The 11,859-nt window shown below is 55.0% G+C and carries 11 protein-coding genes and 1 pseudogene; 6 read left to right on the top strand and 6 right to left on the bottom strand.

Annotation, left to right across the window (positions count from 1 at the left end; all coding sequences use genetic code 11):
- Together EP166_RS21215 and EP166_RS20695 are read left to right on the top strand one after the other, a co-directional pair.
- Positions 1-506 (top strand): annotated as a pseudogene (locus tag EP166_RS21215) (hypothetical protein); the annotation flags it as partial.
- A 236-nt stretch (positions 507-742) separates the two neighbouring features.
- A complete protein-coding gene (locus EP166_RS20695) occupies positions 743-2,401 on the top strand; it encodes a tetratricopeptide repeat protein (RefSeq protein WP_127560695.1) in 1,659 nt (552 codons plus the stop codon).
- Positions 2,402-2,457: 56 nt separating this feature from the next.
- On the opposite strand, the gene EP166_RS20690 is transcribed toward EP166_RS20695, so the two are convergent.
- Both EP166_RS20690 and EP166_RS20685 read right to left on the bottom strand, forming a co-directional pair.
- Positions 2,458-3,723: a multidrug effflux MFS transporter gene (locus tag EP166_RS20690; RefSeq protein ID WP_127560693.1), complete on the bottom strand. Its 1,266-nt coding sequence runs from the start codon at positions 3,721-3,723 to the stop codon at positions 2,458-2,460.
- A gap of 68 nt (positions 3,724-3,791) precedes the next feature.
- The gene (locus EP166_RS20685; protein ID WP_127560691.1) at positions 3,792-5,243 is read right to left on the bottom strand and encodes an OmpA family protein; all 1,452 of its coding nucleotides are present in this window, start codon (positions 5,241-5,243) and stop codon (positions 3,792-3,794) included.
- A 192-nt stretch (positions 5,244-5,435) separates the two neighbouring features.
- On the opposite strand from EP166_RS20685, the gene EP166_RS20680 reads away from it, so the two are divergent.
- A complete protein-coding gene (locus EP166_RS20680; protein ID WP_164744045.1) occupies positions 5,436-5,864 on the top strand; it encodes a PilZ domain-containing protein in 429 nt (142 codons plus the stop codon).
- A 7-nt stretch (positions 5,865-5,871) separates the two neighbouring features.
- On the opposite strand, the gene EP166_RS20675 is transcribed toward EP166_RS20680, so the two are convergent.
- A complete protein-coding gene (locus EP166_RS20675) occupies positions 5,872-6,471 on the bottom strand; it encodes a LysE/ArgO family amino acid transporter (RefSeq protein WP_127560687.1) in 600 nt (199 codons plus the stop codon).
- Between the two features lie 134 nt (positions 6,472-6,605).
- On the opposite strand from EP166_RS20675, the gene EP166_RS20670 reads away from it, so the two are divergent.
- The gene (locus tag EP166_RS20670) at positions 6,606-7,493 is read left to right on the top strand and encodes a LysR family transcriptional regulator ArgP (protein ID WP_127560685.1); all 888 of its coding nucleotides are present in this window, start codon (positions 6,606-6,608) and stop codon (positions 7,491-7,493) included.
- Between the two features lie 67 nt (positions 7,494-7,560).
- Here EP166_RS20670 and EP166_RS20665 read toward each other — a convergent pair whose 3' ends face one another.
- Positions 7,561-7,767, bottom strand: coding sequence for a hypothetical protein (locus tag EP166_RS20665; protein WP_127560683.1), 207 nt, complete (start codon positions 7,765-7,767; stop codon positions 7,561-7,563).
- A gap of 133 nt (positions 7,768-7,900) precedes the next feature.
- Between EP166_RS20665 and EP166_RS20660 the strand changes: the two genes are divergently transcribed.
- On the top strand, positions 7,901-8,833 hold the full coding sequence (locus EP166_RS20660) for a LysR family transcriptional regulator (RefSeq protein WP_342775668.1): 933 nt from the start codon (positions 7,901-7,903) through the stop codon (positions 8,831-8,833).
- Between the two features lie 47 nt (positions 8,834-8,880).
- Here EP166_RS20660 and EP166_RS20655 read toward each other — a convergent pair whose 3' ends face one another.
- Positions 8,881-10,059 carry a M24 family metallopeptidase gene (locus tag EP166_RS20655; protein ID WP_127560681.1) on the bottom strand — a complete coding sequence of 393 codons (1,179 nt, stop codon included), beginning with the start codon at positions 10,057-10,059 and terminating at the stop codon, positions 8,881-8,883.
- A 151-nt stretch (positions 10,060-10,210) separates the two neighbouring features.
- A complete protein-coding gene (locus tag EP166_RS20650) occupies positions 10,211-10,597 on the bottom strand; it encodes a winged helix-turn-helix transcriptional regulator (protein ID WP_127560679.1) in 387 nt (128 codons plus the stop codon).
- Positions 10,598-10,775: 178 nt separating this feature from the next.
- Between EP166_RS20650 and EP166_RS20645 the strand changes: the two genes are divergently transcribed.
- Complete coding sequence (locus EP166_RS20645; protein WP_127560677.1) at positions 10,776-11,675, top strand: SDR family oxidoreductase; 900 nt, start codon at positions 10,776-10,778, stop codon at positions 11,673-11,675.
- The last annotated feature ends 184 nt before the right edge of the window (positions 11,676-11,859 follow it).

Raw genomic sequence — 11,859 nt, 5'->3', positions numbered from 1 at the left:
ATTTTGGATTTGCACCTCAGTACGAGCAGGCCCAGTTCTTTTGGCGCGTACTCACAGACTTTATGGACAAAAGCCGACCGATACCCGAAGTACCAGGACTAATCCATCAGGTTCGTTTTGTCGAAAAGAACAGCTATACCATAGAGGATTTGACAGAGGGTGGTATCGAAATGACCGAGGCAGATTTCAATGAAGTAGCCGAGGAAATACAGAATGACATGGCCGCATTGGACGCAAGACTAAGACGAATGATAAAACCAGATCAGTTCAGTGCCGATAGACTGATTGAGTTCTATGAAGCCTGTCCAATTTATGCCAAAGAAGACGTGTTGCGGACTATCGTTGTAAAGCTAAGGCGCTGGGTTAAGTTTCTAAAAGGCGAAGACCGTATGATGGACCCTGCTTATAGGGATTTCTTCACTTTTAAGGAGTACGAGACGGAAATAGATAAGCTTGCAGATTTCTTTTTCAAAATAGACAAAGAACGTCGGGCAGCTATGCGATAATTTAATCGAATCACTAAAGCACCAAATAGTTAATTTTGAGATTTTTTATTGGAAGAATAAAATTCTGCAAGAAGGATTCGTTTAAGTTTTCGGAATGGCGATAATGCAAGAGTAGACACTTGGCAGCCATATGCAACGACAGAAATAATTTTTCTCAAGCTGTAATCTCGAACTATTCAGATTGATATAATTACTACGTTTTAATAATTCAATGCTTGAGGTAAAGATAGACCGACATGATCAACAAGAGAATTTCATATCCAGCAATGGCTGTAGCGTCCACACTGCTCCGTCCTCTATTTTTATTCGCTTTAATACAGGTCTTCAACAGATACAGCCTGGGTGACAAAGATGCTTCATTCGGATGGAGTCTGGTTTCCTTAGGTGTTTTCTTCATTGGCGCCGACGTACTAAAACGGATGTCAAGCAGTTATAAGTCCGTGATCTCTTGGCTTTCCGTCACTTCTGCACTCTATGCTATTGCTTGTTTCTATAGAGTTACGTACCTGATAGCGTTCTCTGGCATCGGCATCGCCCTACTCGTCCATTTTTTAGAAAAGCGAACTAAATGTCTCGAGAAACCATCAACATTTAAAGTTATGTGGCCTGCTACCGCTCCTATTGTAGCAGGGCTTGTCGTTGCTGCATTGTATTACCTAGTAGTACAGGTACCAAACAGGCCGGACCAGCTTTCTATCGAGGAGTGGTTAGAAACGGGTACTAGAGAGGCACCCGCGTATATTAGTTATGATGAATTACATGAATTTGCCAGAAAGCAGGATGTGCTCTATGAAAGCACAGGGGATGCTGGATCCAGAGAACGTGCGTTCAAAGCCTATGAAGCAGCTTATGAGGCAAGGGTTGACGCTCTCGAGCCAGGGGAAGATGAATTCTCAGATAAAATTGCCACAGAACTGATGGTCATCGTTTCTAACCGTTATTTCAATGGTGACGGCGTAGAACAAAATTACCCGGATGCTCACTATTTCTATTCCAAACTGGCTTGGAACAACGACACTGACATAGCTGCCGAGTACTCAAAAAAGCTGGCAGATATGTGGGCGAATGGTACTGGAGTTGAAAGAGACATTGAAATGGCACTTCAATATTATCGCTTTGGTGATGAACCGCATCACTTTGAAATCGCAGAGATGTACCGAAAGAGCGAAGATTACAGAAATGCGTCTAGTCACTACTCCCGCATCCCTGATGATCCGCGAGCCAGTTACTGGCGTGCTGAAATCTCATTTCGCGGGCTGGGGCGAAGAGATGTCGATGGACGACTTGATTTCGACTATAACGATGCCTTTAGATTTATGGATTTCGCAGCAAGAAACGGCCACAAGCTTGCCCAGGCAAAGCTGGCTGAGTATTACCTGCGGGGAATCGGCGTTGAAAAAGACCCAGCTCAGGCTTCCTATTGGATAAACCAGGCCTCCTCCAGTAACGACGCAACTGAATACGTTAATTATGTCCGTGGGTTAGCTTATCTGGCAGGCCCTCAGAATAGCGATGGGTACGATAGAAGCAAAGCAATCCCATTGCTCGAGTCCGCTTCAGATGACGGGGTAATTGAAGCTACCGTAAAGCTTGGGGAACTCTATGCATTTGAACCAGACAGTGATGAGCAGTTGGCTAATGGCCGCACTACCCTTTTGGAGCAGGCAAATGCAGGTAACCCAAGGACCAGCTATCTGGTTGGTTTGTTGTATAAAAGCGGGCAAGGCTTCGAGCAGAGTTATCAGGAGGCATTCGAACATATTCAATACGCCGCCAGTAATGGGATTCCCGAGGCGGCTAGGGAGATGAGCGACTTTTACAAGCATGGCTACTATGTCGAACAGTCCCAATTAAGATCTGATCGCTGGAACGCCTATTGGCGAGTTAATCGATAGTCTATGACACCGTAAACCAGGCACGAAGAAGCCAGTGCAGGCAGTACACAGTCTCGTTAAGCTTGCCTCACTGGCTCTACTTCGCCGCAATCCCGCCCATACACACTTATAACCAGCACCAGACTGATGGCCGCTGCGCCAAAAAAGGCCAGCGCTAAAGGGTACACCGTCTGGTTATAGAGCGGGCCAACGGCAAAGGATACCCCCACGGCTACCAGACTGGAGAATGAGGCGATAATCGAGGAGCCAAGGCCGGCTACCTGCCCCAGTGACTGCATGGCGAGCGCGTTGATGTTGCCAAACAGCAGGCCCACGCCAAAGAACAACCAGAACCCCAGTAACAAAAACACCGGCAGTGAAGGTTTACCCTCACCTAGCCATGCCAGGATGGCCAGTGATGCACTGATCCCCATCATGCCGATCAGCGCGGTCAGGGTTTGGCGATACATCCCCAGGCGCATGACCAGTGCGCCGTTGGTCAGTGACGCCAGGCCAATACCAGCGGCCAGTATCGCAAAGTAGAGCGGAAAGCGGGCACCTGCCTGATACAGGTCTTCGAATAGCGAATGGGCAATGCTGTAATAGACCACCTGGCACCCAAACACCAGGCCGGCGACGATGGTGTAGGCCATTACTTGTGGGTGTTTCAGAATGCGCAGGGTGGTTTTTGCAAGGGGCAGCGGGCGAATCGGAAGGCGACGTTCGGTGGTCAGTGTTTCGGGCTGGCGCACAACCAGCCAGGCGCCGGCAATCAGGGCCAGCACCAGCAACATCAGAAAAATGGCACGCCAGCCGGCTATCCACAGCACCAGCTGCCCCAGTGCCGGGGCCAGCATCGGAACCAGTATCAGAATCATCATCACGAAGGACATAATGCGCGCCATTGCTTCGCCCTGAAACCGGTCGCGAATCAGCGCCCGGGTGCCAATTTTGGAGCCGGCCACGCCCATGCCCTGAACCAGCCTGCCCAGTAACAGCATCGTCATTGACTGGGCAAAGAGGGCGATCAGCGTCCCTGTGGCAAATATGAGCAAGCCTGTCACTATGGCCCATTTGCGGCCGTATGCGTCGGCCAACGGGCCAAACGCCAGCTCGCCAAACACCATGCCCAGCACCATCAGGCTGATGGTCAGTTGAAGGTCGGTTGCATCGGCTACCGAGAAGCTGGCAGCCATGGCCGGAAAGGCTGGGAGTATGGCGTCGATAGTGAGCGCTGTCAGCGAGGTCAGCAGCGCAAACAGGGTAATGAATTCAATAAGCCGAAACGGCGATGGGTCTGGCGCGGTAACCGGAGGCGTGGCAGAAGCGGCCGGGTTCGACATTTGGTTAGAGTTCCCTGTCGTGTGTTTACCCGGCCATTAAACCATAAAAGAGCGCTAAAAACTGGCGTTCAGGGGGTCTCGAGACCCGCCTGGTCCAGCACCCGCATGGTGAACTGGTTAGGATACAGCAGCACTTCAATGCGACGGTTCGCGCGGCGGCTCTGCGCATCCGTTTCCTCAACCAGCGGCCGTGTGTCGGCATACCCGACGGCTTGCATGCGGTCCGAATCGATACCCGACTGGTTCAGTACTTGCACAGCCGAGGCAGCGCGCGCCGTTGAAAGCTCCCAGTTGGAGGGGTACTTTTCCTGCAACGATGGCGAAATCGGCCGGCCATCACTGTGGCCCTGAATGCTGATCAGATGATCCGGAAAGCTCACCAGGGCGTCAGCCAGCAGTTGCAGGGTTTCCCGCCCCGCTTCACCGATGCTGGCAGAACCCGAGGCGAAGACGATGTTTTCCGGCAGCTTAATCACCGTAGTGCCGTCTTCCAGTCGCGACACCAGGGTTTGGCGTTCATTACTCAACGACTGCAGCTGGCTCTGTAATGCATCCATGGCTTGTGTTTCACGGTTCAGGCGGGCTTCGAGCTCGGCAATGGTTTCGCTGTAGTTTTCACTGCGCGCCTGTTGCAAGGCCAACTCTTCCCGTGCCTGCCGATACTCATCGACCACGGTTTCCCGCTCAGCCACGGCTTCATCAAGGTTGGCTTCGCGCCGCATCAGCTCCACTTCGGCAATGTTCAATTCGGCCAGGGTTTCATCCAACTGTTGCTGCAAGCGGTCGTTGGCAGCCTGTTGCTCGCGGCCTTCCTGCTCCATACGCTGGGTATTGGCCAGCAACGCCGTGCGCTCGTTCAACAACCGCTGCACATGCGCCTGGCTGGCCTCCAGCTGACGCTCAAGATCAGACGCGCCTGCCTTTACTGCCTCAAGTTCTGCTGTGAGTGCGGCCAGTTCGTTTGTGGTTGTGGCCAGTTCGTCTGTGGTGTCTGCCAGTTGTGCCTCAGCTGCAACCAGCTCTGCTTCAACGGCAGCCAATGTTTCAATGGTTTCCTGAAGTTCAGCCTCGAGGGTCGCTTGCTGCTCAGCCTGCCTGGCGATCAGGCCGTCGGCTTCGGCCAGGGTTTGCTGGAGTTCATCGCGGTCCTGACGTGCCTGTTCCAGATCGGACTGCAGGTCACCCACGCTCGATTGCGAATCCTGTCGCAGGTTATCGTACTGGGCCTGCAACTCCGCCAGACGCTCACTGGTCGCTTCGGCGTCACTCAGCAGCCGGCTGCGCTCGGTTTCCAGTTCCCGAACCCGGCTGTTGGCCTCGCTCAGGCGGCTCTGAACGGTACTCAATTCCGATTGTGTGCGCTCCTGGGCTTGTTCGAGTGCACTCATACTTTCTTGAGCCTGGGCCAATTGCGACCGGTATTGCTGGTAAAAGTAGGCGACAACGGCAAGAACGATGACAAGAATCACAGCCAGCGTCACTGCGACCCAGCCTTGTTGATTGCTCTTAGTGGTACTCACCCGGACTTCTCCCCTAATGCGTTTTTATTGTATGAGTTGTAAAACGGTGTAAAAAACAGTCAATCGTGTGAGTCTAGTGCAAGCGTGTGGAGATTTCATGTCAGCCTCCAAGCAGCACGGCCTCGACTATACTGAGGAGTATCCGCTGCATGGTTGTTTATCGGCATTGTTTCGCAGCGTGAGGAGTACAGCGTGCGACAATACATTCGCCACCCGGCCGCCGTGCCGTTGAAGTATCAGTGCCAGCAACCCACCGAGCCCAACCCGACAGAGTTGCTGGACATCAGCCAGGGTGGGCTCAGCTTCATAACAGAAGAGGCGCTCGAACCCGGGCAAATTGTGCAAGTCAGTATCGGGGTTGGTGATCCGCCGTTTGAAACCAAAGGCCAGGTCGTCTGGTGCCACCTGCAGGACGACCACTTCGTGATCGGGCTGCGCTTCGACAATCTGGAAAACGCCTTTGCCGTGCGCATGGTTGAGCAAATCTGCCACATCGAACAGTACCGGCAACAATGGGAGCGCCAGGGTCGGGATCTGACCCCCGAAGAAGCCGCGCGGGAGTGGATAGACCTGCATGCCCGGGATTTTCCGGCCTGGTTTGAAGAGCCCAGCTCCAAATAAGCCCGTTTCAGGGCACCAGCGACACGGCAACCAGCACCATGACGCCGCCAACGGTCGCGTCGAACCAGCGCCACGCCGTTGGAGACCTTAGCTTTGGCCCCAGGTACCGCCCAAACCCGGTTAAGCTGAAGAACCAGGTCGCTGATGCCGCAGCAGCCCCAACCACAAAGTAACCCGGGTAGCTCTGCTGAGCACCCACACTGCCCACCAGCACGACCGTATCAAGGTACACATGCGGGTTCAGCAGTGAGATCGCCATGGCCTGGCCGGCCACCTGCCATTTGGTTACGGCAGCCCCAGCCACGGCCACCCTCAACCCTTCAGACCCGTGCCACACTCGCCAGAACGCCTGGGCGGCCAACCAGCACAGCAAGCAGATGCCTAACCAGGTCAGCACAGGAACCAGCCCCGGGATGCGTTGCTGTACCCAATCGACACTGTAAACGCCCAGCGTGATCAGCAGTGCATCGATGCTGCAACACACCAGCGCCACAACAGCTGGGTGTTCGCCGCGCATGCTCTTGTTCAGCACCCAAGCATTCTGCGCACCGATGGCCACGATCAAACCGATGGAAATGCCAAAACCCGTAATAAAAGACCCGACCATACCTGCTCCCGTTGTTGGTGATTGCCGTGTAGGCTAAGGAGCAAGCTGCTATTAATCCAACGAATGTTTTTAATCCTTCATAAGTATTTCTAATTACCGTAGATTAACGTTTTCCACGTTCACCGGGGGTTAACATGCTCGACTACCGACTGCTCGATGCGCTGGCGGCCGTCATCGAAACCGGCGGGTTTGAGCGGGCAGCGCACAAACTGCATCTGACGCAATCGGCCATCAGCCAACGCATACGACAGCTGGAACAAAGGCTCGGGCAACCCGTACTACTGCGAACCAACCCGCCCCGTGCTACAGCACTGGGCTGGCGGCTGAACAATCACCTGCAGCAGGTGAGGCAACTGGAAATGGATTTGGTCGACACCCGCGACGCCTTGCCACTTAAACTCAGGCTCACCGTTAATGCCGATTCCATGGCCACCTGGCTCGCCCCCGCGCTGGCGCGGTGCGAACTGAGCCCGGAAATGGATTTTGATCTGGTGGTCGAAGACCAGGAAGTGGGACTGAAGCGCATGCGCCAGGGAGAAGTAATGGCGTGCATCTGTGCTGAATCACGCCCGGTCAATGGCGGAGCTGTGATGACGTTAGGAACGTTGCGCTATCGGGCTCTGGCGAGCCCCGCCTTCGTCGAACGGTACCAGACGCTTCAATACCCGGAGAACCTTAGCCAGATTCCCTGCCTTGTTTTCAACCACGACGACCAACTGCAACATCAATTCCTGGAAAGCCTCGGGCTGCCTCCGCCGCAACGCATCCATCGTTGCCCCTCCTCTGAGGGGTTTGTACAAATGGCCTTGTCCGGCTTGGGCTTTGGCATGCTTCCGGAACTGCAGGTTCAGCCGTATCTGAACCGCGGTGATCTGGTCGATGTCAGCCCCTCCTACCATCTGGATGTACCCCTGTATTGGCACTACTGGCAAACAGAGAGCAGTGCGATGGCACACCTTCGTGAAGCCGTTAGCGCCCATGCTGCGACGGTGTTACTGCCCAGCGCAGGCAGCACCGGGTAAACCCGAAAAAAAGCCCGGCCAAACCGAGCTGTCTACAGTGACGTTCCGCTTGAAACTGCTTGTGTGCCTAGCGTTTGAAGACACGCTTCAGCCACTGCGCCCTGGCGTTGCGGGCATCGAGTTCAACCCGATCACTGCGAATACGATCTCCGGCATCACGATACCGCTCGGGAATGCTTGAGGGCTCCGAAAGACGGGCGGAGGACGTCCCGAGTAAAAAAGCGCTGCGATAGGCCTGAAAAAGCGTGCCTCTGTCAAAATGTGTCTGGCTCATAAGGGAACCTCCTATTGCCGGTGAATTAACGACCCAACTGAATGGACTGCGGGGCCTTCTCTGACGATGTGAGTATGCTACGCTGAGACTATTCGCAAAGTAATTCCCAAAAAAGCCAAATGGAGTTTGCAAAATCGCACAAGCTAAAACGCACATAAAACGCCAGGGCGGGCCCTACCAGATCCACTGGGACGACTTTGAAACGGTTCTGGCCATTGCCGAAAGCGGCTCACTGTCTGGAGCGGCGCGCCGGATGCAGGTGAACCACGCGACCGTCTTCCGACGCCTGGGAGAGATCGAAAAGCGGCTGGGTGTCATGTTGTTTGAACGGTCGCGCTCTGGTTACTTCCCTACTCCGTCGGGCGAGGAGCTGGCTGAAACAGCCCGGCAAATGGAAGAGTTTGTGTTGCAGGCGGAACGCCGTATCGTCGGTCGGGACCTGCAACCGACCGGCGCCGTCTGGGTAACTACCACAGACTCCATGATGGCCGGCCTCCTCGCCCCGCTGTTTGGTGAGTTCCGGCAACACTACCCGGGTGTCACGCTGGACATCGCCGTGTCCAATCAGTTGTTCAACCTCACCAAACGCGAAGCCGACGTTGCCATTCGCCCCTCCAACGCACCGCCGGAGCATTTGATCGGCCGCAAACTGGCCGATATCGGCATGGCTGTCTATGGTCACAAGAGCCAAATTGACGCCAGCGCCTTCGATTTACATCAACTGCCCTGGGTCGGCCCCGGGTCGCGCCTGTTTGACGAGCCCATGCGTCAATGGATGGCCGAACAGGGCTACGATGGGCAATGCGCCTTCCGGGTCGATACGTTAATCGGGATGCTCAGCAGCGTAAAAGCGGGAGTTGGGGTGTCGGTATTGCCCTGTTATCTGGCCGATGGTGAGCCCGAACTGGTTCAGTTATCGGACCCAATTCCGCAACTGAGCTACGGGCTCTGGTTTCTGATGCACCCGGACTTGCGCGGCGTCTCGCGCATTCAATCGCTGATGGATTTCATGACCGGTGCGGTACGCGAGCAGACCGCGCGAATGGCGGGCTACCCGGCACTCTAGAAACAACGCTGACCAGACGAGGGAGTTGCTTCCTGGTCAGCTCCGTTTTATTTCACAAACAGCTGGCGCGGGAAATCACATAGCATCTCAACACCCGTTTCGGTGATCAGAATACTTTCGGTAATTTCGATGCCCCAGTCGTCCTGCCAGATACCGGGCATGAAGTGAAAGGTCATGCCCGGCTGCAAGACGGTTTCATCCGAAGCGCGCAAGCTGGAGGTACGCTCACCCCAGTCCGGCGGGTAGCTAACGCCAATGGGGTAGCCACAGCGGGACCCCTGACGATCAATGCCGTACTTCAACATGGTGGCATTCACCGCATTGGCGATGTCACACGTCCGGTTACCGGGTTTGGCCTGCTCCAGCCCCGCGTCAATGGCTTCCAGCAGGGCTTTCTCGGCGTTCAGAAAGCGGGCGCTGGGCTTGCCCATATAGAGCGTGCGCGACATGGGCGCATGGTAGCGCTTGTAGCAGCCTGAGATTTCAAAGAAGGTCCCTTCATTCGCTCGAAACGGCCGTTCATCCCAGGTAATGTGAGACGCTGAAGCCTCTTTGCCAGAGGGCAGCAACGGCACAATAGAGGGGTAATCGCCGCTGTAACCGTCGACACCGGCAATCGCCGTCTCGTAAATTTGCGAGACAACGTGACTCTTGGGCACGCCCACCCGCGCCACATCCAGAATGCGCTGGTGAATTTTCGAAGTGATCTTGCCGGCGATCTTCATGAACTCAATTTCTTTCGCCGACTTGATGGCCCGACACCAGTTCACCAGATTATGGCTATCGACAAAACGGGCTTCCGGCAACGCCAGGCGCAGAGAGCGATGGGCATCAGCGGTGTAGTAGTAATTATCCATCTCGGTGGCGATGGTGGCCCCGTTCCAGCCGTTCTCAATAAACAGGTGCTCGGCCAGCCAGGTCATCGGGTGTTTTTCGAGGTTCTGAACGTACTCTTCCGGGTAACTGGTCAGGTTTTCTTTCTTCATGAAACAGCGCAACAGGGCTGCGCTCTCATCCATGCGGCGCCCGAACCAGATGGGTTCTTCCTGATCGACATGAATCACCACACCCTGGTGTACGTAGAACGACCAGCCGTCATACCCGGTTAGCCAATTCATATTGCCGGGGTCAGTCGCAATCAGAATATCGACCTTACGTGTTCGCATCTCCCGCCGCACCTTTTTAACGCGCTGCAGGTATTCCTTTTTGGTAAATGCCAGCTTCACGAACTACCTCCACTTTAACCGTTATCGGCTTGCCCACCTGCCTCGATTGTGCCAGCCATTGGCCGGTTAATGCCAGCGAGTTTGACGACCGGATTCAAACTAATCTCCGCCGGATAACAGCAACTGCACACCAGGCACCCGGGTAGTGGCATTAAAGCGCCTGGTAAGCCTCCTGAGCAATATAGCTGGCCCGAGCCTGACGTACCTCATCGTGGTGTTTGTCGGCCCACTGCACCATGGGCTGCAGGTGCTCATAAAAGGAATGGCCCAGATCGGACATGCTGTATTCCACCCTGGGGGGGACGGTTGGGTACACCTCACGCAGCACCAGCCCATCCTGTTCAAGATGACGCAACGTCTGCGCCAGCATGCGCGGTGATATATCAACGATCTGACGGCGCAGCTCACTGAACCTGAGCGTCTGGTCGCCCAGGGTCATCATGATCAACACCGTCCAGCGATCACCCAGCCGATCAAGCACATCCCGGATCGGACAGTTTCGATTCAGGGGTTCGTGTTCCAGTTTGCGTTTGCCCATCGGGTCTCACCACCGTTATTCATCATTTCAATGATATCTCACGACCTGTCACTGAGTTACCTGGCAGTAACCAGGTGACCTTCAGCACCCTACTTCCGCCGCTCGGGAAAGGCGGTATTATAAAGTAACCTACTAGGTAAACATAACCTTTATTTTTGCAACACACGAGGGCTTTTCCATGACCGACACTTACCCCATAGCCGTCACTGGCGCATCAGGCCAGCTGGGCCGACTGATCATCAATGCCTTACTGACGGAGCAGGGCGTGCCAGCCGACCAAATTATCGCGCTGACCCGACGCCCAGAGTCCCTGAAAGAGCTCGCCGACCAGGGCATTCAGGTACGCCAGGCGGATTTCGACGACCCGGCAACTCTGAGCGCGGCTTTCAACGGGGTGAACCGCCTGTTACTCGTTAGCACCGACGAACTGGCGGAAACCGGCAAACGCCTGGCTCAGCACAAGCTGGCTGTCAGCGCTGCAGAACAGGCTGGGGTAAGGCATATACTGTACACCTCCATGCCCAAGCCCGGGGGTTCATCCATTACCTTTGCCGGTGACCACCTGAAAACTGAGGAGTTCATTGCCGCAAGCTCAATGAGCTGGACGATCTTGCGCAACAGCTGGTACTTCGAAAACCTGTTGATGGAAACCGGGCACATTCTGGAGTCGGGCCAGTGGTTCACCGCAGCTGGCGACGGCCGGGTGGCGAACATTGCCCGCGCCGACCTGGCAGCGGCCGCCGCCGCAGCGCTGGCGAAGAATGACTTCAACAACCGCACCTATACCCTGACGGGCAAAGAGGCGCTCACCACTGCGCAAATGGCGACTCTGCTCAGCGACATCAGCGCACGTTCCGTGGCAGTGGTGCCCATCACCGATGAACAAAAGATTGCCGGGCTCGAACAGGCGGGCTTACCACCGGTATTGGCCAAAGCGTTCGCAAGCTTCGATACCAACACCCGCCAGGGCGGCGTAGAGGAAGTCACCAGTGACTTTAACCATCTGACCGGGCGTGAACCACAAACGCTGAAGGAATGGCTAAGCCAGAACCGGGCGCTCCTAACACCAGCGTCCTGACCTCGATCGCTGTTGCATCTACTTTCGGCCACCTATAAACGACAGGGAATGTCATTCACTGCAAGGCAGGAAGCCTTGCATACAGCAGACGTTGCAATCCTCCGCACTACTCCCAAAGGTCCTTCTGTCGTCTAACAGCCGTTAAGCCTCCAGTCACTTCTTTTCACTTGATAATGAGTTGCAT

It is taken from the genome of Saccharospirillum alexandrii (assembly GCF_004000275.1).
GTDB lineage: Bacteria > Pseudomonadota > Gammaproteobacteria > Pseudomonadales > Natronospirillaceae > Saccharospirillum > Saccharospirillum alexandrii.
The sequence above is the reverse complement of the archived record's forward strand: the minus strand, read 5'-3'. Positions and strand labels throughout refer to the sequence as shown.